This is a genomic window from Microbacterium sp. Leaf320 (assembly GCF_001423485.1).
GTDB lineage: Bacteria > Actinomycetota > Actinomycetes > Actinomycetales > Microbacteriaceae > Microbacterium.
Genome location: NZ_LMOD01000006.1, coordinates 69,096 through 94,622 on the forward strand (window position 1 = coordinate 69,096; position 25,527 = coordinate 94,622).

At 69.2% G+C, this 25,527-nt stretch carries 27 protein-coding genes; 10 read left to right on the plus strand and 17 right to left on the minus strand.

Annotation, left to right across the window (positions count from 1 at the left end):
* Position 1: 1 nt before the first annotated feature.
* A complete protein-coding gene (locus ASF63_RS18315; protein ID WP_056517575.1) occupies positions 2–952 on the minus strand; it encodes a LacI family DNA-binding transcriptional regulator in 951 nt (316 codons plus the stop codon).
* Between the two features lie 167 nt (positions 953–1,119).
* Between ASF63_RS18315 and galT the strand changes: the two genes are divergently transcribed.
* The 3 genes from galT (at position 1,120) to galE (ending at position 4,596) form a co-directional block, all read left to right on the plus strand.
* Positions 1,120–2,364, plus strand: coding sequence for a galactose-1-phosphate uridylyltransferase (gene galT / locus ASF63_RS18320; protein ID WP_082478365.1), 1,245 nt, complete (start codon positions 1,120–1,122; stop codon positions 2,362–2,364).
* The gene (gene galK / locus ASF63_RS18325) at positions 2,361–3,557 is read left to right on the plus strand and encodes a galactokinase (RefSeq protein ID WP_056517577.1); all 1,197 of its coding nucleotides are present in this window, start codon (positions 2,361–2,363) and stop codon (positions 3,555–3,557) included. Before galT ends, galK begins: the two co-directional genes overlap by 4 nt.
* A 61-nt stretch (positions 3,558–3,618) precedes the next feature.
* Positions 3,619–4,596, plus strand: a complete 978-nt coding sequence (gene galE / locus ASF63_RS18330) for a UDP-glucose 4-epimerase GalE (protein ID WP_056517580.1) — start codon at positions 3,619–3,621, stop codon at positions 4,594–4,596.
* A gap of 49 nt (positions 4,597–4,645) precedes the next feature.
* Here galE and ASF63_RS18335 read toward each other — a convergent pair whose 3' ends face one another.
* From ASF63_RS18335 to ASF63_RS18345, 3 genes are read right to left on the minus strand one after another with little or no spacing between them, the layout of a single operon-like run.
* A complete protein-coding gene (locus ASF63_RS18335; protein ID WP_056517582.1) occupies positions 4,646–5,971 on the minus strand; it encodes an MFS transporter in 1,326 nt (441 codons plus the stop codon).
* Positions 5,968–6,876 (minus strand): polysaccharide deacetylase family protein, encoded by a 909-nt coding sequence (locus ASF63_RS18340; protein ID WP_056517585.1) that lies wholly within the window; start codon positions 6,874–6,876, stop codon positions 5,968–5,970. The genes ASF63_RS18335 and ASF63_RS18340 overlap by 4 nt, the downstream gene beginning before the upstream one ends.
* Positions 6,873–8,012, minus strand: a complete 1,140-nt coding sequence (locus tag ASF63_RS18345; RefSeq protein WP_056517588.1) for an ROK family transcriptional regulator — start codon at positions 8,010–8,012, stop codon at positions 6,873–6,875. Before ASF63_RS18345 ends, ASF63_RS18340 begins: the two co-directional genes overlap by 4 nt.
* Positions 8,013–8,112: 100 nt before the next feature.
* Here ASF63_RS18345 and ASF63_RS18350 point away from each other — a divergent pair, with 100 nt between their 5' ends.
* A complete protein-coding gene (locus ASF63_RS18350; protein WP_056517591.1) occupies positions 8,113–8,640 on the plus strand; it encodes a GNAT family N-acetyltransferase in 528 nt (175 codons plus the stop codon).
* A gap of 10 nt (positions 8,641–8,650) precedes the next feature.
* Here ASF63_RS18350 and ASF63_RS18355 read toward each other — a convergent pair whose 3' ends face one another.
* Positions 8,651–10,084, minus strand: coding sequence for a gamma-aminobutyraldehyde dehydrogenase (locus ASF63_RS18355; protein ID WP_056517735.1), 1,434 nt, complete (start codon positions 10,082–10,084; stop codon positions 8,651–8,653).
* A 100-nt stretch (positions 10,085–10,184) separates the two neighbouring features.
* On the opposite strand from ASF63_RS18355, the gene ASF63_RS18360 reads away from it, so the two are divergent.
* The 3 genes from ASF63_RS18360 to ASF63_RS18370 are packed head-to-tail and all read left to right on the plus strand — an operon-like array spanning position 10,185 to position 12,431.
* Positions 10,185–10,652, plus strand: coding sequence for an Lrp/AsnC family transcriptional regulator (locus tag ASF63_RS18360; RefSeq protein WP_056517594.1), 468 nt, complete (start codon positions 10,185–10,187; stop codon positions 10,650–10,652).
* A gap of 28 nt (positions 10,653–10,680) precedes the next feature.
* Positions 10,681–12,087, plus strand: coding sequence for an NAD(P)/FAD-dependent oxidoreductase (locus ASF63_RS18365; RefSeq protein ID WP_056517738.1), 1,407 nt, complete (start codon positions 10,681–10,683; stop codon positions 12,085–12,087).
* Positions 12,084–12,431: a cupin domain-containing protein gene (locus ASF63_RS18370; RefSeq protein WP_056517595.1), complete on the plus strand. Its 348-nt coding sequence runs from the start codon at positions 12,084–12,086 to the stop codon at positions 12,429–12,431. The genes ASF63_RS18365 and ASF63_RS18370 overlap by 4 nt, the downstream gene beginning before the upstream one ends.
* 156 nt (positions 12,432–12,587) lie before the next feature.
* Here the strand turns inward: ASF63_RS18370 and ASF63_RS18375 are convergent, their stop codons facing one another.
* The 12 genes from ASF63_RS18375 to ASF63_RS18425 all read right to left on the minus strand — a co-directional run bounded on the left by ASF63_RS18375 (position 12,588) and on the right by ASF63_RS18425 (position 23,100).
* Positions 12,588–13,367 carry a CPBP family intramembrane glutamic endopeptidase gene (locus tag ASF63_RS18375; protein ID WP_235560862.1) on the minus strand — a complete coding sequence of 260 codons (780 nt, stop codon included), beginning with the start codon at positions 13,365–13,367 and terminating at the stop codon, positions 12,588–12,590.
* A gap of 108 nt (positions 13,368–13,475) precedes the next feature.
* Positions 13,476–13,922, minus strand: a complete 447-nt coding sequence (locus tag ASF63_RS18380) for a hypothetical protein (protein WP_157534443.1) — start codon at positions 13,920–13,922, stop codon at positions 13,476–13,478.
* A 74-nt stretch (positions 13,923–13,996) separates the two neighbouring features.
* Positions 13,997–14,140, minus strand: a complete 144-nt coding sequence (locus ASF63_RS19515; RefSeq protein ID WP_235560863.1) for a hypothetical protein — start codon at positions 14,138–14,140, stop codon at positions 13,997–13,999.
* A 400-nt stretch (positions 14,141–14,540) separates the two neighbouring features.
* Positions 14,541–15,167 carry a DUF1349 domain-containing protein gene (locus ASF63_RS18385; RefSeq protein WP_056517601.1) on the minus strand — a complete coding sequence of 209 codons (627 nt, stop codon included), beginning with the start codon at positions 15,165–15,167 and terminating at the stop codon, positions 14,541–14,543.
* A gap of 102 nt (positions 15,168–15,269) precedes the next feature.
* On the minus strand, positions 15,270–16,736 hold the full coding sequence (locus ASF63_RS18390) for a carboxylesterase/lipase family protein (protein ID WP_056517605.1): 1,467 nt from the start codon (positions 16,734–16,736) through the stop codon (positions 15,270–15,272).
* Between the two features lie 40 nt (positions 16,737–16,776).
* Positions 16,777–17,376: a hypothetical protein gene (locus tag ASF63_RS18395; protein WP_056517609.1), complete on the minus strand. Its 600-nt coding sequence runs from the start codon at positions 17,374–17,376 to the stop codon at positions 16,777–16,779.
* Entirely contained in the window at positions 17,373–18,224 is an 852-nt protein-coding gene (locus tag ASF63_RS18400) for a hypothetical protein (RefSeq protein ID WP_157534444.1), read from the minus strand. The genes ASF63_RS18395 and ASF63_RS18400 overlap by 4 nt, the downstream gene beginning before the upstream one ends.
* 63 nt (positions 18,225–18,287) lie before the next feature.
* Positions 18,288–19,325 carry a site-specific DNA-methyltransferase gene (locus ASF63_RS18405; RefSeq protein WP_082478367.1) on the minus strand — a complete coding sequence of 346 codons (1,038 nt, stop codon included), beginning with the start codon at positions 19,323–19,325 and terminating at the stop codon, positions 18,288–18,290.
* A complete protein-coding gene (locus ASF63_RS18410; protein WP_056517615.1) occupies positions 19,322–20,371 on the minus strand; it encodes a lipoyl protein ligase domain-containing protein in 1,050 nt (349 codons plus the stop codon). Before ASF63_RS18410 ends, ASF63_RS18405 begins: the two co-directional genes overlap by 4 nt.
* 50 nt (positions 20,372–20,421) lie before the next feature.
* Entirely contained in the window at positions 20,422–21,162 is a 741-nt protein-coding gene (locus ASF63_RS18415) for a DUF1684 domain-containing protein (protein ID WP_235560864.1), read from the minus strand.
* Positions 21,163–21,427: 265 nt separating this feature from the next.
* Complete coding sequence (locus ASF63_RS18420; RefSeq protein ID WP_056517621.1) at positions 21,428–22,282, minus strand: alpha/beta fold hydrolase; 855 nt, start codon at positions 22,280–22,282, stop codon at positions 21,428–21,430.
* Between the two features lie 80 nt (positions 22,283–22,362).
* Positions 22,363–23,100, minus strand: coding sequence for a copper homeostasis protein CutC (locus ASF63_RS18425; protein ID WP_056517623.1), 738 nt, complete (start codon positions 23,098–23,100; stop codon positions 22,363–22,365).
* 82 nt (positions 23,101–23,182) lie between these two features.
* Here ASF63_RS18425 and ASF63_RS18430 point away from each other — a divergent pair, with 82 nt between their 5' ends.
* The 3 genes from ASF63_RS18430 to ASF63_RS18440 all read left to right on the plus strand — a co-directional run bounded on the left by ASF63_RS18430 (position 23,183) and on the right by ASF63_RS18440 (position 25,489).
* Positions 23,183–23,623 (plus strand): MarR family winged helix-turn-helix transcriptional regulator, encoded by a 441-nt coding sequence (locus ASF63_RS18430; protein ID WP_056517626.1) that lies wholly within the window; start codon positions 23,183–23,185, stop codon positions 23,621–23,623.
* A gap of 5 nt (positions 23,624–23,628) precedes the next feature.
* A complete protein-coding gene (locus ASF63_RS18435; protein WP_082478361.1) occupies positions 23,629–24,975 on the plus strand; it encodes an MFS transporter in 1,347 nt (448 codons plus the stop codon).
* 73 nt (positions 24,976–25,048) lie between these two features.
* Entirely contained in the window at positions 25,049–25,489 is a 441-nt protein-coding gene (locus tag ASF63_RS18440) for a hypothetical protein (RefSeq protein ID WP_056517632.1), read from the plus strand.
* Positions 25,490–25,527: the final 38 nt, after the last annotated feature.

Here is a 25,527-nt window from a genome sequence, read left to right on the forward strand (position 1 = left end):
CTCAGCGGGTGCTGGAGCGCTCGACCAGGAGCGTCGGCACGACTGCGGATGCTCCGGCGCCCGGCGTGCCCTCGATCTCGGCGACGAGCAGGTCGACGGCGCGGTGCGCGAGAGCGGTGAAATCCTGACGGATCGTGGTGAGCGGCGGGCGGTAGTTGGCGGCATCCGGCACGTCGTCGAAGCCGATCACGCTGACGTCCTCCGGAACCCGGCGCCCCGCCTGGGCGAGCGCGCGCAGCAGCCCCAGCGCCATCTGGTCGTTGGCGCAGAACACGGCGGATGCTGCGCCCAGCGCGTCGCCCGCAGCGAACCCTGCCTCAGCAGACCAATCACCACGGACGACCATCGGCGGCTCGACGCCAGCCGCGAGAAGGGTCTCACGCCAGCCGCGCTCGCGCTCGGCCGCGGCGAACGAATCTGCGGGGCCCGCGAGATGGTGCACGGTCTCGTGTCCGAGGCTCAGCAGGTGCGCGGTCGCTGCGGCGGCGCCGCCGACATGGTCGCTGTGCACGACGGCGAGGTCGGCCGCCCCCGGGGCGTCGACGACCACGAGCCGCAGTCCGGCCGGCCGCTCGGCCGCCGGCACCAGGGCTGAGGCCTCGTTCAGCACGATCGCGCCGTCGACCTCCTGCTCGGCGAGGCGCTCGAACGCGTCGGCGACGTTCTCGCCCGCGGTCACGAGGGTGAGGGCATAGCCACGCTCGGCAGCGGCCTCGGCCGTGGCCTGCAGCATGCGCGAGTTGCCCACCGTCGCGAGCGTGGTGACGACGAGTCCGATGGTCTGCGAGCGGCCTGTGCGCAGCGCGCGCGCTGCTCGGTGCGGCCGGTATCCGAGCTCGACCATGGCCTTCTCGACGCGCTCGCGGGTGATCGGGTCGACGCGGGGGCTGTCGTTGACGACGCGCGAGACCGTCTGGCCTGAGACCCCGGCGCGGGAGGCGACCATCGCCATCGACACACGGCCCGACGAGGGGCGCCGACGCCGAGGCCGGCTGGGGTCGCGCGGGAGGTCGTCATCCACCGCAGGCACCCCCATCTCGCGTTCGCAACTCAGCAATGTTGACGTTACCACGGCGATGTGCGTACCATGTTTACGTGAACACGATCGACTCTGCTGAGATGCGCACCGAGACCCTCGCCGCCGGAATCACGAAGCGCGCGACCACGCTCGCCGACGGCCGCGAGCTGATCTACTTCGACGACCCCGACACGACGCTCGGCGAAGAGCGCGCGGTCGACTCCCGCACCCTCGACCCTCGGGGCGAGACCGCCACGATGCGCCTCGACGTGCTCACGGGAGACTGGATCACGGTCGCCGCGAACCGCCAGAACCGCGTCATGATGCCCAGCGCCGACGCCGACCCGCTGGCCCCGCAGTCGCCGACCAACCCGTCGGAGGTTCCCTCGCTCTACGACGTCGCGGTGTTCGAGAACCGCTCCCCCGCCTTCGGCCCCGCCCTGGCCGAGGCGACCGGCATCGCCCCCGAGGCGAGCAACCCTCCCCGCGGGCTCGACGACCTCTCAGCCCTCGGGCTCGGCCGCACCCGCACCTCGGTCGGCCGCTGCGAGGTCGTGTGCTTCAGCCCCGAGCACACCGGATCCTTCGGCACGCAGTCCGTCACACGCGCCCGCACGGTCATCGAGGCCTGGGCCGACCGCACAGCCGCCCTCTCGAAGCTGCCGGGCATCGAGCAGATCTTCCCGTTCGAGAACCGCGGCGAAGCGATCGGGGTCACGCTCCCGCACCCGCACGGACAGATCTACGCCTACCCCTACGTGACGCCGCGCACCACCCGCGTGCTCGAGTCGATCGACCGCACGGCGCCCGAGCTCTTCCAGCACATCCTCGAGTCCGAGCAGGCATCCGAGCGCGTCGTCTTCCGCGGCGAGCACTGGACCGCGTTCGTGCCCTTCGCCGCCCGCTGGCCGCTGGAGGTGCACCTCATGCCGCACCGCCACGTCGCGGACTTCGCCGAGACGACGGATGCCGAGCGCGACGAGCTCGCCCCTCTCTACCTGCGCCTGCTGCGCGGCGTCGACGCGCTCTACGACACCCCGACCCCCTACATCGCCGCTTGGCACCAGGCCCCGGTCAACGTCGGTCGTGACAGCGTGCGCCTGCACCTGCAGCTGACGAGCCCGCGCCGTGCCGCCGACAAGCTCAAGTTCCTCGCCGGCTCCGAGGCCGCGATGTGGGCCTGGGCCGCCGAGGTCACCCCCGAACAGGGCGCCGCCCGCATCCGCGAGGCCATCGCGAAGGCAGACGCCGCGCACGCGGCCGACACCGCAGACGCCGCGCACGCACAGAGCGCCGACACCGCACCGACAGACAGCACCGACACCGCAGACGAGGCATCCGCATGACCACCACCGACGACGCCGCGACCGCCCTCTTCACCGAGCTCACCGGCTGTGCACCCGCCGGCGTCTGGTCGGCCCCCGGCCGTGTGAACCTCATCGGCGAGCACACCGACTACAACGACGGATTCGTGCTCCCGTTCGCGATCCCGCACCGCACCGTCGCAGCCGTCGGCCCCCGTGACGACCGCCGCATCCGCGTCGCCTCGACCTTCGCCGACGAGCCGGTCGAGGTCGCCATCGACGAGCTCGCCGAGCTCTTCCCCACTCCGACCGGCAAGGCACCGGCAGTGCCCGAGTGGGCCGCCTATCCCCTCGGCGTCGCGTGGGCGCTGCGCCAGGCCGAGGGCGCCTCCGACGCGGTCATCACCGGCGCCGGCCTCGACATCGCGATCGCCTCCGACGTGCCCGTCGGCGCGGGGCTCTCGTCGTCCGCCGCGATCGAGGGAGCCACGGCATCCGCTCTCAACGAGCTGTGGGAGGCCGGTCTCGACCGCATCGCTCTCGCCCGGGTCGGCCGTCGTGCCGAGAACGAGGCCGTCGGCGCCCCGACCGGAATCATGGACCAGATGGCCTCGATGCTCGGCGAGCCCGACGCGGCGATCTTCCTCGACTGCCGCTCGCTCGACGCCAACCTCGTGCCCGTCGGCATCGCCGAAGCCGGCCTCGCGATCCTCGTGATGGACACGCGCGTCAAGCACGCCCACTCGACCGGAGGCTACGGCGAGCGCCGCGCCGCCTGCGAGCGAGGAGCGGCGATCATGGGCGTGCCGAGCCTGCGCGACGTCTCGGTCGACGACCTGCCGCGTGCCGAGGAGCTCATGGACGACGTGACCTTCCGTCGGGTGCGCCACGTGGTCACCGAGAACCAGCGCGTGCTCGACACCGTGCGCGTGCTGCGCGAAGAGGGAGCCCGCGCGATCGGCGACCTGCTCGTCGCCTCGCATGCCTCCATGCGGGACGACTTCGAGATCTCGGTGCCCGAGCTCGACACCGCGGTCGAGGCCGCCCTCGCCGCCGGTGCGATCGGTGCCCGCATGACCGGCGGCGGCTTCGGCGGCGCGGCCATCGCGCTGATCGAGCAGGATGCCGTGCAGCACGTGACGGATGCCGTGAACGCGGCGTTCGCAGCATCCTCCTTCACCGCTCCGGTGATCTTCACCGTCACCCCCTCGGCCGGCGCGCACCGCGACGCCTGACGCGGTCAGGCTCAGCGGGCCCGCCCTGAAATACTGAACTCTCCACCACCTGAGGAGCACCATGTCCTGGATCGTGACCGGCGGCGCCGGATACATCGGCTCGCACGTCGTACGCGCACTGGCGGATGCGGGGCTCGCACCCGTCATCCTCGACGACCTCTCGAGCGGCGTCGCGTCGTTCGTGCCCGAGGGCGTGCCGTTCGTGCAGGGTTCGATCCTCGACCGCGACCTCGTCGAGAAGACGCTCCGCGACCACGGCGCCGAGGGCGTCATCCACGTCGCCGGGTTCAAGTACGCCGGTGTCTCTGTGCAGCGCCCGCTGCACACCTACGCGCAGAACGTCGAAGGCACCCGCGTGATCCTCGAGGCGATGGAGGCCGCGGGCGTCGGCAACATCGTGTTCTCCTCCTCGGCCGCCGTCTTCGGCACCCCTGATGTCGCGCTGGTCGTCGAGGACACCGCCAAGAAGCCCGCGAGCCCGTACGGCGAATCCAAGCTCATCGGCGAATGGCTGCTGCGCGACCAGGCGATCGCGACCGCCGATTCGGCGACCCCGCTGCGCCACACGTCGCTGCGCTACTTCAACGTGGTCGGATCCGCTGACCCGACCGTCTACGACGTCAGCCCGCACAACCTGTTCCCGATCGTCTTCGAGGCGCTGATCGCCGGCAAGACCCCGCGCATCAACGGCGACGACTACGACACCGAAGACGGCACGAACGTGCGCGACTACGTGCACGTCGGCGACATCGCCGCCGCCCACGTGGCTGCGGCGAAGCGCCTCGCAGCGGGCGAGTCGATCGAGGCGGCCTACAACCTCGGCTCCGGCGACGGCCTGAGCGTGAAGCAGATCATGGATGCCGTGGCACGCGTCACCGGCATCGACTTCACGCCCGAGATCGGCCCCCGCCGTGCCGGCGACCCCGACCGCATCGTCGCCACCGGCGAACTCGCCGCCCGCGACCTCGACTGGAAGATGCGGTACTCGGTCGATGAGATGGTGCGGACGGGCTGGGAGGCGCGTCAGTCCGCCTCCTGATCTGCAGCCCCGGTCGTCGAGCGAGCGCAGCGAGACGAAACGTGCGGCCTCAGAGGTCTCTGGTGCGAATCGGGTAGAGCCAGAAGCAGAGCCAGGCGAGGGCGGCGAAGACCATCGGCACGACAGCGACCATCACGCGGATGCCGCCGTCGACCGCTTCGGGCTGCGCATCGCCCAGTGACGCATCGAAGCCGGATGCCGTCAGCACCACCGCCGCGACGACGGCCTGCAGCACGACGGAACCGCGCACCACGAAGCCGTTGACCCCGAAGTAGGCACCCTCTCGTCGGTGGCCTGTGCGCGTGGCATCCTCATCGATGATCTGGGCGAGCACCACCTCGAGCAGCTGCAGCAGACCGCCGACGCCCACTCCCACCGCGACGCCGACGAGTGCCGCCGCCAGCACGTTCGAGGGCAGCAGGAAGCCGAGCATCGCGATGCCGAAGACCGCGACGCTCCACAGCAGTGCCGAGCGCGGTGAAGTGCGCCGCACGACCGCGCTCCACAGCACGATCGACGGGATCGCGGTGACGAAGATGGCGCCGAGCAGCAGGCTGCCCTCGCCCTCGGGCGCCCCCAGCGAGTACCGCACGTAGAACGGGATCGCCGCGAGGATCACGGCGATCGCCGTCTGGATGAACAGCGAGCCGAGCACGTAGGGCACGAACGCCCGGTTCGCGAACGTGTACTTCAGCTGGTCGCTCCAGCGCATCGCCTCGGATGCCGCCTCCGGCACCTGGCGCTCGATCATGCCGCCGAAGAACGACCACACGAGCAGCACCAGGCAGACGGCCGAGAGCACGATGGCCATGCCCGGCCATCCGATCGACCCGTACAGCGCGGGCGCGCCCGCGGTGCCCAGCACCATTCCGAGGATCGCGAAGATCTGGCGCGGGACGTTGCCCCGGGCACGCTCTTCGGTGGTGCGGAAGATCTCGGGGAACAGCGCCGAGATGTTCAGCACCACGACAACGAAAGCGATGTCGTAGACCGCGACGACGACCAGGAACCAGACGATGAGACCTGCGGCGGGCAACTCCGGTGGCATCCACACCAGCGCGAACGCCACGACGAGCGGCACGATGCCGAGACCGATCCAGGGGATGCGGCGGCCCCACGGCGTGCGGATGCGGTCGGACACCGCGCCGACCACGGGGTTGAGCACCGCGTTCAGCACGCCGTGCGCGATCATCGCTGCAGCCACCCAGGTCGGCTCGACGCCGAGGCGCGTGACATAGAAGTAGACGACGAACGCCGAGAACGTCTGCGCCATGAGCTGGGTCGGGAATCCGGATGCTCCGAACGCGATCGCCTGCGCCCTCGTGGGCACGGCATCCAACCGTCGGTCGCGCAGACGCGTCGTCAGCGAACTCATACGCTCTCTCTCCGCTGCAGGTCGCGCAGGTCGCGCCACCCCAGCCGGACCAGTCCCTCGTCAGCGATCGCCTGCAGCACCGCAGGGTCCGAGAGCAGGCGCAGCTCGTGCCCCCGCTTGACGGCGGCGTAGTCGACGGCCGCGCGCAGCTCGTCGTCGTCGACCATCGGATGCAGGTAGATCTCCGTCACACCGGCGGGCACGGCTCGCAGCAGTGCGATGAAGCCGTCGCGCACCTGCTCGTACGACTCGCCGGGCACCTCTTCGAACGGATGGCTCCACAGCCGGTCGATGATCTCGACGCCGAAGGCATCCGCCGCCGCGGAGGCCTCGGTGAGCTTCGACTGCAGGGCGACGTCGGTGCCGGTGCCCTCCATGCTCCGCGGCAGCCGGAACGGCAGTCCGTGGCGTGCGGCGAGCTCGAACACCGGTCGCAGGAAGTCACGCCCCGTCAGCAGCCCGTAGACCGACCCCATGTGGTTGTCGAGGTGGGTGACGTCGACCCCGGCATCCAGCGCCGCCTGCAGCTGGGCAGCGATCTCGGCGGCGACATCGTCGGTCGACGCATGCTCTTCGACCTCCAGGGCACCCGCCGGAAAGTATCCGGCCGCATCCACCAGACTCGTTCCCGTGCCGGTGAGCGGGCGCCAGCGGTAGTCGGTCCACTCGCTGGTGAGCACGAGGTGCACGCCGATGTCGAGGTCGGTGCGCGCGGCGGCGAAGGCCATAGCCTCCGGCGCCCAAGCGCACGGCACCATCACCGTCGTGGAGTCGATGTGCCCGGCATCCAGCAGCTGCACGATCGCGGTGTTGGCCGCGTGGCACATGCCGAAGTCGTCGGCGTTGATGATCACGGCTCGAGCTCCTGGCGGGAGTCCGAGCCGGTCGGCGAGGTCGGAGATCATCTGCCGCTCCTGTCCGATCTCGGGAGAAGGCGCGAGAAGACGGTCGCGCGAAGGGCGGATGCCGCCTCTCCTGCAGCCCCCACCAGCGGCGCCTCGGGCCCGAAGGACGACACGACGAATCGCAGCGGCAGCTGAGGCGCGAGCTGCTCGGCGTAGTCGGCGACGGCGTCGAGCATCGCGGGGTGCGCGGCGGATCCGCTGAGGATGAACGCCTCGGGGTCGAGCACGAGTGCGATGCTCCCGGCGACGAGGGTGAGGCGGCGCCCCATCTCGGTGGCCATCGCGATCGCGGCAGGGTCGCCGGCTGCCGCCGATTCGAGGTGCTGATCGATCGTGAGCTCGGGGTCGCGGCCGTTGCCGAGTGCGAGGTCGCGCACCACGTCGTCGCCGAGCACGGGGGCGCCGACGGGCAGAGGGGTCTGCGGGAGGTACATGACCTCGCCCGCGACGCCCGAGAACCCGCGGTGCAGGATGCCGTCGATCACGATGCCCGCTCCGAGTCCGTCATCGAGCAGCAGCAGCGCGAAGCTCGCGAGATCTGCGCCGGTGCCCGCGGTCAGCTCGGCGAGAGCCGCCAGATTGACGTCGTTCTCGACGCGCACCGGGCAGGCGAGACGCTCCGAGAGCGCGTTCTTGAACGCACCCCCGTCTGGGCCCTGGTCGTCGCGGATGCCGCCGTCTGCCGAGACGATGCCAGGGATGCCGACCACCACGAGCTCGAGGGGTCCGGCGACCACTCGCCGGCAGGCGGTGACGAGATCGACGATGTGCTCCACCCGATCTCCCCGCACCGGGAACGCCGCGTGATGCTCCGCGCGCACCGCGCCGGTCGGGTCGACGAGAACGACGTGGGCGGCATGCCCGTCGACGTGCACGGCGGCAGCGAGTCCGAGCTGGGGATGCAAGGCCACGCGTCCGGCTGCGGGTCCCCGCGTCTCGCGATCGACGCCGGCCGGGGCCACGGCCGACGCGCTCTCGAGCATCCGCAGCACCTGCGTCACTGCGGTGCGGGAGAGCCCGGTCTCGGTGACGAGCTCGTTTCGCGTGAGCGGCCCTCGACGGGCGAGCGTCTCGAGGATCGCCCGACCGTTGAGGGTGCGTAAGAGGGTCTGCGGGCCCGCCAGTGGTCTTGCCATGATGATCCCCCCGGATTCGACGTGCGCCCAGCATGACACATCGTGTCTCACCGGTCGAGTGGTTCTGACATGCATTCGAACGCGCTCGTAGAGTGGTCGGATGACGACAGTGCTGATCCGTGACGGAGTGATCGACGACGCCGATCAGATCGCCGGTGTGCATGTGCGCTCCTGGCAGGCGGCGTATCGCGGGCTGATCGACCAGGAGACTCTCGACCGGCTCTCGATCTCCGAACGCGCCGAGGGCTGGCGTCGTATCTTCGTGAACCCGCTGCCCACCAGCCTCGGCATCCTGGTCGCCGAACGTGAGGGCGAGATCGTCGGCTGGACGTCCTTCGGCTCGGGGCGCGAGGAGGAGGGAGCAGACGACGGCGAGGTCTACGGGATCTACGCCGACCCGGCCGAGTGGTCGACAGGTGTCGGACGCGCGCTGCTCGACGCCGCCGAGCGGCGCATCCTGAGCGCTGGGCACACGCGCGCCTACCTGTGGGTGCTCGACGGCAACGAGCGCGCCGACGCGTTCTACGCGCGCCGCGGCTGGGAGGCCGACGGCGCGAGCAAGGTCGAGGAGCGGCCGGACCTGAGCCTGCGGGAGCACCGCAGGGTCAAGCGTCTCGCCGCCTCCTGACCCCTGGCTCTCAGTCGAGAGCCGACATCACGTGCTTGATGCGCGTGTAGTCGTCGAAGCCGTACTGCGAGAGGTCCTTGCCGTAGCCCGAGTGCTTGAATCCGCCGTGCGGCATGTCGGACACGAACGGGATGTGGGTGTTGATCCACACGCACCCGAAGTCGAGATCCCGCGAGAAGCGCATCGCGCGGGCGTGATCTGTCGTCCACACCGACGAGGCGAGCGCGTAGGGCACATCGTTCGCCATCTCGAGCGCCTGCTCGTCGGTGTCGAACGACTGCACGGTCAGCACCGGGCCGAAGATCTCGCCCTGCACCGCCTCGTCGTCCTGATGCAGACCCGACACGATGGTCGCCTCGAAGAAGTAGCCCGTGTCTCCCTGTCGCCGACCGCCGGTCTCGACGGTGGCGTGCGCGGGCAGACGGTCGACGAAGCCCTGCACCTGGGCGAGCTGGGCCGCACTGCTGAGGGGCCCGTAGAGCACTCCTTCTTCGTGCGGGGCGCCCGTGCGGGCATCCGTCTTCGCCTTCTCGACCAGTGCCGCGACGAACTCGTCGTGCACCGACGAGTGCACGAGCACTCGCGTGGCTGCCGTGCAGTCCTGCCCCGCGTTGAAGAACGCTCCGGTGACGATGCCGGATGCCGCCTTGTCGAGGTTCGCGTCGGGGTAGACGATCGCCGGCGCCTTGCCGCCGAGCTCGAGGTGCACGCGCTTGACGTCGTTCGCCGCCGACCGGGCGACGGCCATGCCTGCGCGGACGGACCCGGTGATCGCGACCATCTGCGGGGTCGGGTGCTCGACCAGAGCGACCCCCGTGTCGCGGTCGCCGAGCACGACGTTGAGCGTGCCGGCGGGCGTGTGCAGCGCGACGATCTCGGCGAGCAGGAGCGTCGTCAGCGGCGTCGATTCGGCGGGCTTCAGCACGACCGTGTTGCCTGCGGCGAGCGCGGGGGCGATCTTCCACACAGCCATGTTGAGCGGGTAGTTCCAGGGCGTGACCTGACCGATCACGCCGATCGGCTCGCGGCGCACGAACGAGGTGTGTCCGGCGAGATACTCCCCCGCTGCGCGCCCCTCGAGGCTGCGGGCGGCACCGGCGAAGAACCGCAGCTGGTCGATCGACTGCAGGATCTCGTCGGTCACGAGGCTCGCGCGCGGCTTGCCGGTGTCCTTCGACTCGAGGTCGGCGAACTGCTCGGCGCGCTCCTGCATCTCGTCGGCGATGCGGAAGAGCGCCAGCTGCCGGTCGGCCGGCGTCGTGTCACGCCAGATCGGGAACGCGGCGGATGCGGCGGCGTACGCGGCATCCACATCAGAGGTGTCGGAAACGGGCAGCTCTCCGTAGGTCTCCTCGTTCACGGGGTCGATGAGCGGCATCCGCCCCTGCCCGCTCACGGGAACGTACTGCCCGCCGATGAAGTTCTGAAGCAGTTCTGTGGCCATGACGGCCATGTTAGCGACCGGATCACGAATACAGAAGAGTCTTCTGATTCAAACGATGGAATCAGTTGCTTCACGGGCAGGATCCTGTCAATATCGACACATGAGCGCCACATCGAAGCAGCCCGTACTCGACGACATCTCGAAGCGGATCGTCGAGCTGCTGCAGGAGGACGGACGTCGGCCCTATGCCGAGATCGGCCGAGAGGTGGGGCTCAGCGAAGCGGCTGCGCGTCAGCGCGTGCAGCGGATGACCGAGGCGGGCATCATCCAGATCGTCGCGGTGACCGACCCGATGCAGCTCGGCTTCAACCGCATGTCGATGATCGGCATCCGTGTCACCGGCGACCCGAGGCTCATCGCCGAAGAGCTGACGAAGATCACTGAGCTCGCCTACGTCGTCGTCACGCTCGGCACCTTCGACATCCTCGTCGAGGCCGTGTGCGAGAGCGACAGTCATCTGCTCGACCTGATCGCGACCCGCATCCGCACGATTCCGGGCATCACGCACACCGAGAGCCTGCTCTACGCCGGCCTCTACAAAGACCTCTACAACTGGGGCACGCGCTGAGGCGCGGGCCCGGAAACACGGAGTGATCATGGGAACCACGGTCTTCGAACGTCGCCGCCCCGCGGATGCAGTGATCGACGCCTCGCTGCGCGACACCGCCTTCAGCGTGTTCTGGCTCGACGACGTCGAGCGCGTCTCACACCCGGCCCTCACCGAGAGCATCACGGCCGACCTCGCCATCGTCGGCGGCGGGTATGCCGGGCTCTGGACCGCCGTGCGGGCCAAGGAGCGCGACCCGCAGCGACGCGTCGTGCTGCTCGAGGCGTCGCGCATCGCGTGGGCGGCATCCGGCCGCAACGGCGGATTCTGCGAGGCGAGCCTCACGCACGGACACGAGAACGGCCTGACCCGCTGGCCCGACGAGATCGATCGCCTCGAAGAGCTGGGTATCGAGAACCTCGACGGCATCGAACGCACCGTGAAGCGCTACGACATGGATGTCGACTTCGAGCGCACCGGTCAGCTGGCCGTGGCCGTCGAGCCGCACCAGGTGGAGTGGCTGCGCGAGGAGGAGGGCTTTCTCGACCGCGAGGCCGTGCAGGCCGAGGTGCACTCCGACACGTTCCTCGCCGGCGCCTGGGAGCGCGACGCATGCGCCCTCGTGCACCCGGCAAAGCTCGGTCTCGAGCTGGCCCGCGTCGCGGTCGAGTTGGGCGTCGAGATCTATGAGCACTCACTGGTGCGCGAGATCGTCGGCGACGGGTCGAGCGCGATCACGCTCGTCACGCGGGACGGCGGGAAGGTACGAGCGGATGCCGTGGCTCTCGCCACCAACGTCTTCCCCTCGCTGCTCAAGCGCAACCGCCTGATGACCGTTCCGGTCTACGACTACGTGCTGATGACGGAGCCGCTGACCGACGAGCAGCTCGACTCGATCGGGTGGTCGAACCGCCAGGGGCTGGCCGACAGCGCCAATCAGTTCCACTACTACCGGCTCACGGCCGACAACCGCATCCTCTTCGGCGGCTACGACGCGGTGTACCACTTCGGCGGCAAGGTGCGCCCCGAATACGAGGACCGCGCCGAGAGCCACCGCAAGCTGGCCTCGCACTTCTTCACGACGTTCCCGCAGCTCGAGGGCCTGCGGTTCACGCACCGCTGGGCCGGAGCGATCGACTCGTCGAGCCGCTTCTGCGCGTTCTTCGGCACCGCCCGCAAGGGACGAGTGACCTACGCCACCGGATTCACCGGCCTCGGCGTCGGCGCCGCGCGATTCGCCGCCGACGTCATGCTCGACAAGCTGTCGGGCGAGCCGACCGAGCGCACCGAGCTCGCGATGGTGCGCGAGAAGCCGATCCCGTTCCCCCCAGAGCCCGTCGCCTCGATCGGCGTCAACCTCGTGCGCGCGGCGATGAACCGGGCCGATCACAATGAGGGCAAGCGCAACCTCTTCCTCAAGACGCTCGACGCCGTCGGCATGGGCTTCGACTCATGAGCGAGCTCGCTGCTGGGACCGGAGTGGATGCTGCGGCCCTGCCGCTCGCGCACGCACCGCTGCCCGCCGACGAGGTGCTGATCGGCCGGCCGACCACCGCGACGCATGCACTGGCGACCCTCGGCGAGATCGAGATCGGCATCTGGGAGATGACGCCGGGCACGGCATCCGACACCGAGGTCGACGAGGTCTTCGTCGTGCTCTCAGGTCACGCCCGCATCGAGTTCGTCGAGCCGGCGCTGCCCGCGATCGAGGTCGACCCCGGGTCGGTCGTACGCCTGGCCGCGGGCCAGCGCACGGTGTGGACCGTCACCGAGACGCTGCGCAAGATCTACATCGCCTGACGCGCGGGGGTGTGACCACGCGATCCCTCAAAAGAAAATCAGCCCGCGCCTTTCGGCTACGGGCTGATCGTGATGCATCCACTATTACTCAGGAACGCACGCCGCACCAGTATTCAACGACTCCGCCACGCCCTCTCGACGTACCTCCGCTCCGACTCAGGCTCGCGCGGATGCTGCCGCCGTCGCTGCGACGGCCGGCTTCTCATCCGCGCCCTTGATCACCCAGTAGACGACGGCGACCGCGAGGATGCCGATCACCGGGCTCAGGAACGCCGCCCATGCGGTGCCGAGCGGGGCGAAGCCGACCGCGAACACCGAGACATCCCAGAGGCCGTGCAGAGCCATGGCCCAGATGAGCGACCCGGTCACCCGACGCACGATGTAGAAGCACGTGCCCGACATCGCGGCGAGCACCACCTGTCCGAGCGTGGGCCCCACGGGCGCGCCCAGCGCGGCATTGATGATGTGCATCCCACCGAACAGAAGAGACGTGAGCAGCCACACCCACACCTCGGAGAGGCGTGAGCGGAGGGCCGTCAGCAAGAGCCCCCGTGACATCAGCTCCTCGCAGAATCCGACGGCGAGGCCGAGGGCGAGCAGCGACAGCAGGAATGACGCGTCGAACTTCGACCAGTCGGTGTTGAACAGGTTCGCCACCGCGACGACGAGCATGATCGCGGGCACGAAGATCGGCCACTTGTGGTGCGAGCGCTTGCGCTCGAACAGCGCCGGCTTCCACCACCCCAGAAGCCACGTGGTGATGGCGAGCAGCACCGCCCCGACCGCGAGGTCGAGCACCGCTCCTCGCCAGGTGAACTCGGCCGAGGTGCCGATCTCGGTGTACGCCACCCCGCTCAGTTTCGACACGACGAAGATCACCGCGACATAGCCGACGTAGATCGCGAGGCCGATCCAGACCCGAGGGGTGACGCGCATGAGGTTCTGCTTTCCGTCGGCGAGGGGATTCCGATCACCCAACATATCGGTGCACGACGGAGACGGTGACGCCGGATCGACCACCATCTTCGCGTTCGCCACCATCAGTTACGCGGGGTCCGCACCGAGAACGATGCCGAGCCTGCCGGCGACATCACGAGACCGCCTACGAGCGTCGCCTGCTGTGCGCTCGAGGCGGGGCAGGTCCTCCGGGCCGAAGTACCAGGTCGACCGGTCGCCAGGGGAGACATATCGTTCCTCGTCGGTGAGCTGCGCGTCGGCGCGGGCCTTCCGGAGGTCGGCCTCGGCGCGGTCCCGCTCGTCGAAGACCTGCGACGCGAACGCGATGTCACGCGCGGGCAGATCCGCCGGGGCGCCAGCCGCCACAAGGGGATGGATCAATACGGATGGCAAGGGGTTCGGGACGGGAGCGGCCGGTATCCGGCGCGAAGCGATGACCGCGGACACGATCGCCCCCAAGACGAACAGCAGCCCGACGGCGATGGCCGCATCCCGAAGCGGTAGTCGGAGCGACGCGACCGCCACGACGGCCACGGCCGCGAGCACAAGACCGCCGGCGATCGGGACGAGACCCCCCCCGCATCTTTCCTGCCACGGGCAGCGCGCGCTCACCGATGGCTCTCGATGATCGCCGACGCGTCAGTTCCGCTGTCGGGCGTTACGAGGTGAAGCTGATCCGGGCGTGTCCGGATCGCCGCAGCGTCGGCGGCCGGCAGGAGGAAGCAATCCGGGCGGTCGGAGGAGATCGGCACCGAACCATCCTCTCGCGCCGGGGCCCGCCAGCGATCCACGCCTAGGACGCAGAACGGTCACGGGCAGCCCGAACTCCCGGGTTGTGGCTCTCAAGCACCAGCCGCGCCTGCCGTCACGTGCCAATGTGGGGCCGTACGGATCGTTCGCAGTGTCTCCCTCGCCACCCGCAGCGACGCTCATCGGACTTTTCGGCACTCGCATGCTCGGCCTAGCCGGCCGCAGTTTGGCGGGCCCCGCCCCCACCGTCATCCAGTACTCCGGATTGCGGCGGCATAGCGATGCCGCTCGTGGACGAGGTCGGCGGCGAGCTATGCCTTGATCTCCGGTCATCGGCCATGGTGGACGCGAGGACAGGCTCGTTCGGGATGGACCTGCGATCGATCGGACTTGAACGGTGGTTCACGTCTCGTCGCGGAAGTCCGAGATCGAGCGCTCGACGAGGCGGGGTTCGTCGAAAGTGACGTCGCAGCCGTCACTCTGGGGCGACTGCGCCTCGAATCCGACCTCGAGCGACTTGTGGCCGTTGGGGAGCGAGAACGCGCGGACCAGCTCCCACCGTTCGCCGTCCAAGGAAGCGTGGAAGGCGAAGACCGTCCCCTTCCGAGATACACGCAGGTGCACGTGATCACCGTCGACGGTGAAGGCGTTGGCGTCGTCGGACACACGATTGTTGATGACGCTGACGATCATGCCCTGCCCGCGCGGCGAGAACTCGAAGCAGAGCTTCGCCCACGTCTCACGGTCGTGACGCAAGAACAGCACGCCGGCATCGAACGTGCCCGCGAAGCGGACGCTGACGCGCGCGCTGAGCTGGAAGTCGCCGGCGGGCGCATCGGTCAGAAGCGTTGCTGCGTTGTGCAGCGTCGACGACGTGACCTGTCCGCCGTCGTCGCCGCCTGGGTCGGTGAAGATGTCGGTGCCCGCAATGCTCGACACACTGATGCTGCCCGAGGCAGGATCCACCGACCACCGGTCGTCTGGGAACGGTCGGAACGGGGTCTCGATGCTGGGGATGTGTACCGTCATGCGATCAGGCTAGCGCGGCACCGTGCACGTGCACAGTGATGCACTGCGCACGCTCCTCCCGTGGCTGATCCGACCACCGGCACCGCCTCTTGACGTCCGATGTCAGAGCAGCGCCTTCACCGACGCGTACGCATCGGCGACGTCGCGGGTGGGCCGGTCGTAGACGCGCACGATCCCGGCATCCCCCTGGTGCGGCGTCCAGCCCGGATCGCCCGTGGTGACGAAGGCGACGGCGGCACCGTGCAGCTCGTCGGCGAGTTGCTGCGGCGGGTTCGGGCCCGCCAGCGCCTCCATCGACGGGCCGTCGAGGCAGTCGAAGAAGAAGGGCACGTCGAGGCAGTGCTCCGCGAAGCCGAAGTGCCCGGACGGCCATGAGAACCGGTAGAGCCAGGTCGGTGCGTCACCTCGGTCGGCGGCGATGCGCGGCACTGTGGCGCGGAACATCCGGTCGGTGAGCACCCGCCCCGCGAGCCGCGCCTTGCCGAGACGGGCGACGTCGGCGTTCGCGGCGAGATACTCGGCCCGGATGCTGCCCGGCAGCCCGAGCCGATTCAGAAGAGCCGCCTGTGGCACCCATCGGAGCGCCTTCGCAGCGCGGCCCGTGAACGCCATGGTGAACTCGTCGTCGGCGGCGCCGATCACGAGCGGCTTGTCGGCACCGACGCCGGCACGCAGAGATTCAGGGGTCGGACTTACGAGAAGGTCGCCGTCGATCACCGGCCCGAGTGGCAGACCCTCATCGATCATGGTGGTCATCGACGACGGCCCGAGCTGGGTCGCCTTCTTCTGCAGGGCGAGCAGACGATCCTCACTCACGGTCGAGAGACCGGCCACGGTGGGGTCGACGCCCGCTGCCGCGGCGAGCGCTCGTCCGAATGCCTCGGCCCGCGGCGCCGACACGTCTCCGAGCGCTCCCGAGATCGCATAGACCCCGTGGAACAGGTGCTGCGCCGCCTCCATGCCGAGCAGCGTGAGCACGGCTCCGCCACCGGCGGACTGCCCGGCGATCGTCACACGACCGGGGTCTCCGCCGAACGAGGCGATGTTCTGCTGCACCCATTCGAGCGCGAGCAGCCAGTCGCGCACGCCGCGGTTCGACGGGGCATCCTCTATCCAGCCGAAGCCGTCGAATCCGAGCCGGTACGAGATCGAGACGGTGACGACGCCGTCTCGGTTGAAGTTGCGCCCGTCGTACCAGGGGCTCGCGGGGGAACCGGCGAAGTAGCCGCCGCCGTGGATCCACACGAGCACGGGGAGTCCTGCTGCCGCGGGGTCGGGGGTGAAGACGTTGACGTTCAGGGTCGAGTCGCCCTCGACGCTCGGCTCGGGGATCAGCGTCACCCCGGGGTCGCCGCGCTGTGCGGTGGCGGCGAAATCGAGTGCATGGAGCACGCCCTCCCACGGCGCCTTCGACACGGGCGCCCGGAATCGCAGTGCACCGATCGGCGCCTCTGCGAACGGGATGCCGAGAAAAGCGGCCGAGCGCGCAGCCCCGCGCCCTCCCGTGGTGGGGCGCCAGCGCCCTCGAACGCGCCCGGCAGCGGTCTGCACCTCGACGAACTCGGTCATGCCCCTCACACTCTCACGGCGAGGCTCTTCGCTGCCGACACTACGGCGCCGGCCGCGCGGTGGCGACGATCCTCGGCTCGACGTATCCGGCCTGCTCCAGCTGCGCTATGACCTCGGCGCTGTAGGCGTCGACATCCCGGTCGTCGTTCACGCTGATCTCGCCGAAGACGGCGACGGCTTGCACCTGGAAAGGTTCGTCGAACTGCACCCCGGGGTCTGCCAGAGTGTCGAGCCACACCTGCACCGCGGCGAAGTAGCGATCGGCTCGCTCGGGGTCGTACCCCAACCACTCGAGCGTTGCAGACCCCGACTCCGCACCCTCCTGCATGTGTCTGAGAACCACGCGCACGGGCATGGTGCCGAGCGGCGAGTCTTCGACGATCGGCAGAGCATCCTCGATGAATGCTCGCGTCTCGTCGTACGACATGTCGCCCAGGAAGGCTTCGAGCGTAATTCCGTCGGACGACGACCTGACCTGCACATCGTCAGGGGCGGAATCGAGCTCGTTCACCGCTTCCGACACGGGCTCAGCGAAGGATTCCGATCGTTCGTCGGGGGTCGCATAGTGGGGCGCGCACCCCGTGAACAGCAGCGTGGTGATAACGGCAGCGGCGGCGAAGGCCGCGATACGCCGGCTCATTCGGCCACTCCGTACAGCGTGGTCTTACCGTCTTTCGGCAGTGCCGTGACGTTGGTGTAGATCACATTCACGGCGGGCCCGAGCACTCCTCTGTTCGTGAGCGCAGCCATGATCTGCGCCGTCTGCTCGGCCGTGAGGTCGGCGGTGCCGGTCAGAGAGACCCAGGTCACATCGGGATTGAGGCTCATCCTCGCGCTCGTCAGGTAGTCCAGACTCGCGAGATCCTCGCTCAGTTCGATCCATCCCTCGCCCAGTTCGACGCGGCCCGACCTGTTCGAGATCGAGGCGCGATCGACGGAGGCGTACAGCGACGGCGGAGCATCGGAGTAGGGCGGCTCGCTCACGGCCTGTTCGAGCGCACCGTAGGCTTCGGCCATCGTCACTCCGGCGTCGCCCGGATCCTCCGAGAACACCGCCAGCGTGCCGGGGCCCACACCTTCCGTGGCCGTGACGTAGCTGACCTCGGTGAACCCGTCGTCGAGGAATCTCGCCCACAGGCGAACGTCATCCGCGAAGCGATCGGGGTCGTCGTAGGTGGTCGTGCTGAACTTCGTATCCACGTAGGGGTCACCCGGATACACGGCGACGATGGCGAGTTCGCGCGGACGGTCCTCACCCATCCCATCGACGATGTCGCGCACCGCGAGCGCCGTCGTCACGATCTCGTCCTCCGGCGCGGCGGGATCGATCTGCACGAGATTCTCGTACGGCGCGACGAGGACGCCGGGAACCTTCTCGACCTCGAGCATCGCGTCGACCGATGCAGGATCCTGCTCCCCCTCCTGCCCCGCACAGCCCACCAATGCCACCGCTAACGCAATGACGACAACCCCCCGGATACGTCGCATGCTTCGACCCTATCGCGCAGCCTTCCGGCCGACGTGCCTGCGAAGAACGGCCTCGTACGTGCGCTACTCGCCGACGCGCGTGACCTCGGCGTGCGGCATCCGCTCGGTCATCACGCGCACCGCTTCGGGATTGTCGTCGACGAGCACCGCGTCGCGGCCGAGAGCCGAGGCGACGGCGCCGGTCGTGCCACTGCCGGCGAAGAGGTCGAGCACGCGGTCGCCGGGGCGGCTCGATGCACGCACGATGCGCCGCAGGATGCCCTCGGGCTTCTGCGTCGGGTATCCGGTCTTCTCACGCCCGGTCGTCGGCACGATCGTGTGCCACCACACGTCGGTGGGCAGCTTGCCGCGGGCGGCCTTCTCGGCCGTGACCAGACCCGGAGCCATGTACGGCTCGCGGTCGATGTCGTCGGCGTTGAACACGTACTCGCGCGGGTTCTTCACGTACACGAGGATCGTGTCGTGCTTGGTGGGCCAGCGGCGACGCGACTTCGCGCCGTAGTCGTATGCCCAGATGAGCTCGTTGAGGAAGCAGTCGCGGCCGAACACCGCATCGAGCATGACCTTGGCGTAGTGCGCCTCGCGGTAGTCGAGGTGCAGGTACAGCGTGCCGTCGTCGGCGAGCAGCCGCCACGCCTCCTCGAGCCGGGGCATCAAGAAGGCGCCGTAGTCGTCGAAGCGGTCGTCGTAGGTGCGCAGCATGCCGCGCACCCGCTCGTACGCGTGGCCGTGGAACCCGTGCCGCACCTCGGAGTGCGCCGTCGCCGGTTCACAATTCAGCACGACGGGGGCTGCGGCGGCATCCGATCCGCGGGATTCCGGGTCTTCGACACCCTCGGCGTCAGTCTCATGCTGAGTGGTGAACGTGCGACGGGCGGTGACCACCTGCCGCTCCTGCGCGCGACCCGTGTTGAACGGCGGATCGAGGTAGACGAGCGTGAAAGACGCAGACGGAAGAGTCGCCGCTGCGGCGAGATTGTCGCCCTGGAGGATCGAGACATCGCCGCGAATGGGAGCAGGATCAGCGGGAGCAGGATCAACGGGAGCAGGATCGGCGGGCCTCTCCGGGGCAGCCTCCGGCTCAGGCGCGGGATCGGTCACGGAACCCGCTGCAGCCACGCGTCGGTGGCGAACTTCGACTCCACCAGCGCCTCGGCATCGGCGTACTCGTCGGCGGTGATCGCGCCGTCTTCGGCGGAGGTCAGCGAGCGGAACGTGTCCTTGAAGCGCTCGATGATCTCGGCCCGCGCGAGGCCGGTCTGGCTGCGCAACGGATCGACCCGCTTCGCCGCCGACGTGGTGCCCTTGTCGCTGAGCTTCTCGCGGCCGATGCGCAGCACCTCGGTCATCATCTGACCGTCGATGTCGTACGAGAGCGTCGCATGGTGCAGCACTCCCCCGTTCGCGAGACGCTTCTGCGCGGCGCCGCCGATCTTGCCCGACGAGCTCGCGATGTCGTTGAGCGGCTGATAGATCGCGTCGATGCCGAGCGAACGCAGCGCCTGCAGCACCCAGTCGTCGAGGAAGGCATAGGAGTCGGCGAAGGTCATGCCCTGCACGAGGGATGCCGGGACGTACAGCGAGTATGTGATGATCTGCCCCGCGGCCATGAGCATCGCGCCTCCGCCCGAGATGCGGCGGACGACGTCGAAGCCGTGACGGGCAGCGCCCTCGGGGTCGACCTCGTTGCGGTACGACTGGAACGAGCCGATGACGACGGCCGACTGGTCCCATTCCCAGATGCGCAGCGTCGGGCGACGGCGTCCTTCGCCCACGCGAGAGGTGAGCACCTCGTCGAGCGCGAGGTTCATGCGGGGAGAGACCGCCTTCTCGTGCACGATCTCCCAGTCGAAGTCGTTCCAGCCGGGGGCCGTCACCAGAGCACGGCGCACCGCGGTGCCGACGGCCTCGGGGGTGAAGCCGAGCAGCTGCGCGCCCTCGGGCAGGGCACCACGCACCGCCGCGGCGATGGCCGTGGCATCCGTCTCGACCGGCAGGCCGGTCACCGCCCGGTCGATGTCATCGAGAGCCGTGTCGGGCTCGAGGAAGAAGTCGCCGGCGAGGTGGAAGCGAGCGATCCTGCCGTCCTCGACCTCGAGGTCGACGACGACGAGCTTTCCGCCTGGAACCTTGTATTCACCGTGCACGGTTACAGCTTAAGCCGCGGTCGTCGCACCGGCGCGGTGAACCCGCGGATTCAGCGCCCGAGTACCACCGCACGCTCTCCGGCGCGGATCGGCGCCGAGAAGCGGTTGCCGGCGGGCGGCTGCGGGCAGACGTACTGGTCCGAGAACGCGCACGGCGGCAGGTAGGCACGGTTGAAGTCGATGAATGCGGATCCGTCTGGGGCCGGCTCCTCGATCGGCAGGAAGCGGAACCGATAGGTCTCGGTGCCGTTCGTCCCGTCGGCGAAGACCGCCGTCAGAGCACCCTGCGGAGTGCGAGTGGCCGCGAGTGTCACGGCGACGCCGTCGAGGGTGAAGTGCAGCCTGCCCGCGAGGTCCGAATCGTGGACGTGTCCGTCGATCGACGTGACAGCGATCGTCTCCCCCGGCGTCTGTTCGAACACCGCAGCGATCCGCCAGCCCTCCCGAGGCGGATACGCGTCGATCGCGCTGAACCGTTCGCGCTCGGGGCGCCTCGGGTTGAACACCCGCAGGGCGACCGTGCCGCGGCGGTCGAACACGCGCAGCTCGCGGCGTCCGAGCCTCAGCGACTCGCTGCCACGCAGGGTGACGACCGAGCCAGAGGTGCCGAGATCAGTGCCGCGGATCCCTCCGTCTCCCGTGAGCGCCCACAGCCCCGGAACCCCCTCCACGGCAGCGGGCTCGGTGATGAGCCAGTTCGTCGACTCGAGCGCGGCCGGACCGTACTCCGCGCCGGCATACCGCTCGCGCGACTCGTGCCACGCCCGCCACTCGTCTTCGAAACCCACCACGCACCTCCCTCTCGCCGCGAATCTATGCGCAGGAGAGACCGATATGTCGGGTCGACGTCACGCGGATTCACCCGCTGTAACACCCGTTCACGGGGCGTAACACGCGGACGCGCGAGAGGACGCCCGACCCCGGTCGTTGAGCAAGGACGGCGAAGCCGACCGAGACGAAACGCAGTGAGCCGATTGCGCGCACTCGCCACGTTTCGTCTCGCTGCTTCGCTGCTCGCTCAACGACCGGACAGAAGCCCGCTCCGCCGCGCGGGGCTCAGCGCGCGGGGATGTGCGAGTCGAGCCACGAGAGGATGTCGGCGCGGACCTCGTCCTGCTGCAGCTCGTTGAAGATCTCGTGACGCGCATCGGGATAGACGAGCGTCGTGATGTCGGTGAGCCCGGAGCGCGTGCGGTACTCGTCGGCGAGCTTGTGCACGCTCCGAGGGCCGCCGACCGAGTCGTCGCGACCCACGAGGAGCAGCATCGGGATGTCGCGGCCGAGGTCCTTGCGGGGTCGACCGTAGAGCTTCGCGGCCTCGATCGGGCCGAACAGCTTCAGCAGCGGCACGTCGGTGGTGAGGGGGTCCTCGTCGAACGCCTTCCATACCGCGGGATCGCGGCTCAGCCACTCGAGCCCCGTCGCATCGTCGGCTGCCCAGCGGGCGTTCAACGGTGCGGCGTTGAGCGAGCCGGGCATCCGAAGGGCCGAGCCCGACAGGATCACGGCGTCCCACGCTTCGGGGTGGTCGTTCACGAGCATCTGCGCGAGGAACGAGCCCCACGAGTGTCCCAGCAGCACGAGCGGAAGATCAGGATGCTCGTCCTTGATGATGCCGGTGAGCTGCCAGACGGCATCTTTGGCGGCGATCAGACCGCCCTTGCCGAGTCGGCCCAGCTTCGCCGGACCCCCGTGCTGTCGGATGCCGGTGCGGCCGTGTCCGCGGTGATCGTCGGCGTAGACGTGGAAGCCCGCCTCGGTGAGGGCCGCGATCAGCGCGCCGTAGCGACCCGCGTGCTCGCCGACACCGTGCAGCAGCTGCACGACTCCTCGCGCATCCCCCGCCGCCTCGTGGACGTCGTAGACGATGGCGATGCCGTCAGCATCCGTGAATTCTCGGGTATCCGTCACGCCCCCACCCTACTGAGAGTGCGCGGCGTGCGTCAGGCCCCGCGTCCGCGGCGCACGTCGGGCACCGTCCGCGGCGCGCGTCAGGCGCCGAGCGCGGCGATGAGGCCCTGGGCGATCGCGAGGTCGGTGATCTCGTAGCCGCCCACACCGTCGGAGGCCGAGCCCATGCGCACGCCGCCGTCTTCGTGCACGGTGCGCTTGGCCGAGAAGTGCAGCGCGTCGACGCCGGTCGCGGCGAGGGCGGCGGCGCTGGCGGCATCCACTCCGCTGCCCGCCATGATCTCGATCTCACCGGCGGCCTCGGCGACCAGGGCGCGCAGGGTGTCGATGCCGTCGATCGCTGCCGAGGCGCCACCCGAAGTGAGCACGCGGCGGAGGCCGAGCGAGCGCGCGGCGACGAGCGTCGCGACGGGGTCGGCGGTCACGTCGATCGCCCGATGGAGGGTGACGGATGCTCCGCCCGCGGCGTCACGCATCCGGGCCATCGTGTCGAGGTCGAGGCGACCCTCCGCATCGAGAGCGCCGATAACGACGCCGTGGGCGCCGGCCTCGATCGCTGCGCGGACATCGCGCTCCGAGAGGGCGATCTCGTCAGCGTCATAGTGGAATCCGCCGGCACGGGGGCGGATCAGCACGTGCACTTCGGGCCCCGCGGTGCGGGCGGCCTCGACCGCCAGTTCGATCGTGGCGAGCGAGGGCGTCAGGCCACCGAGCGGCAGCGCCTGCGCGAGTTCGACGCGGGCGGCGCCGACGACTCCGGCGATGCGGACTCCGGCAGGATCCTGGACGGCGATTTCGATGGCGGGGGTTCGGGTCACCCGTCCATTCTGGCCTGTGGTTCTGGCCGGCCTCGGCATCCGACTTCCGATTCTGCCGAAAATTACTTAGACTGTCTAAGTAATGTCTGCGTCTGATGAATCCCTCCACCTCACCGCGACAGACCTGCGCATGGCGACTTTTCGACTCGCACGGCGCCTTCGATGCGCCCGAGCCGTCGACGCGATGAGCGATGCGCAGCTCGCCGTGCTCGCCACGCTGCGCATGCACGGCCGCCGCACGATCACGGCCCTCGCCGAGCGCGAGCGCGTCACCGCACCGTCGATGACGAACATGATCAACGGCCTCGAGGAGCAGGGCTACGTGGTCCGCACTCCGGATGCCGAAGACCGGCGACGCGTGCAGGTCGACATCACCGACGCGGGCACCGAGATCGTCGCGCAGACCATCAAGCGTCGTGACGAGCTGCTGGCCGACATGCTCGGCGAACTCGACTTCACGGAGGAAGAACTTGCGACGCTGCGCGAAGCCAGCGCCCTTATGCGAAAGGTGGTCGACCGATGAGCGTGATGTTCCGTTCGTTCTCGAACATCAACTACCGCATCTGGTTCGCCGGCGCCCTCGTCTCGAACATCGGCGGGTGGATGCAGGCGACCGCCCAGGACTGGGTCGTGCTCACCGAGCTCACCGACAACGACGCCGCGGCCATGGGCGTCACGATGGCGCTGCAGTTCGGGCCGCCGCTCGTGCTCGTGAGCCTGACCGGCTGGGTCGCCGACCGGTTCGAGCGCCGGCGCATCCTGATGGCCACGCAGTCGGCGCTGCTGCTGCTCGCGATCGCCGTGGGCGTCCTGCTGCTCAACGGCGTCATGACCCTGCCGATGATGTTCTGCTTCGCCGCGGGCTTCGGCGTCGTCAACGCGTTCGACGCACCGGCCAGGCAGGCGTTCGTCTCCGACATGGTCTCGTCGGGCGACACGTCGAACGCGGTCGCCCTGAACTCGGCATCCTTCAACCTCGCCCGCATGATCGGCCCTGCGGTCGGTGGCCTGCTGATCGTCGCGATCGGATCGGGCTGGGTGTTCATCGCGAATGCCGTCACGTTCCTCGCGATGCTGGTCGCGTTGCTCCTGCTGCGCACCGGCCAGTTGGCGCCGCGTCTGAAGAACCGCCGCCCCGGCGGGCTCGCCGAAGGCTTCCGCTACGTGTGGGGGCGCAGCGATCTTCGCGTCGTCTTCGTGACGGTGTTCCTGATCGGCGCGTTCGGCATGAACTTCCCGATCTTCGCCTCGACCATGGCGCTCGAGTTCGGAGCCGGCGCCGACGGGTACGGCGTGCTGAGCTCGGTGCTCGCGATCGGCTCTCTCGCCGGCGCACTGCTCGCTGCCCGTCGCGACCGCGCCAGGGTGCGCGTCGTGATCCTGGCGGCCGGAGGATTCGGCATCGCCGCATTCATATCGGCGGCGATGCCGACATACATCTCTTATGCCGTCACCCTGACGTTCACCGGGTTCATGATCGTGACCCTGCTCACGACAGCGAACGGCTACGTGCAGATGACGACGGCTCCGGCTCTCCGGGGCCGCGTGCTCGCGCTCTACATGGCGGTCATCATGGGGTCGACCCCGGTCGGAGCCCCCATCGCGGGATGGGTCGCCGACACGTTCGGCCCTCGCAGCGCGATCATGCTCGGCGGTACCGCCGGGTTCGTCGCCTGCGCGATCGGCGCGATCTGGGTCTTCACCTCCGGTCGTCTGCACCGGTCCGAGAACAGCCGATTCCTGATGACGCTCGATGAGACCAGGCCGCTGAACGTCGTCGACGAAGCCGAGATGCTCGACAAGAAGGCCGACCCGGTCGAGTTCAGCGACGAGGCGGCCGTCACGACGCCGATCCGCACGTCGAAGAAGGACTGACCCCGTTCTGAGCGTGTGGATGCGGTTTGTCAATGCCCTCCACGCATGGCCGGGGCAGACGTACGTTCGCCGCATGGACCAGAACACAGGACGCACCCCGCACGCCGAAGAGCCCGCTGAGGGTTCGCCCGCACAGAACCCCGAGCACAACACGGCGCCCGACGGACAGTCGACGGCGGGTGCGCGGCGTGAGCCCGACGAACTCGACGGCAACGCTCAGGGCTCAGCGCAGGGCGGCGCGATCCAGGGTGACAGCTCGCACGGCGACGCAGCCCGAGGCGCCATCCAGGGCGAGGCCGAAGACGGCAACGCTCAGGGCGCAGCCCAGGGCGGCGCGATCCAGGGCGACAGCTCGCACGGCGAATCGCCGCGCGGTGCCATCCAGGGTGACGCGAGCCCCGACCGCGACGCGGCGCTCGGCGGGGACAAGCACACGGAGGACCAGCTGACGGCCGACAACGAGGTCGAAGAAGACGCGCTACGCTCACTCGACCCGAACGACGCTCCGGCCTGACCGGCGGACTGCACGACGAAGGGGGCGGATGCCGCAGC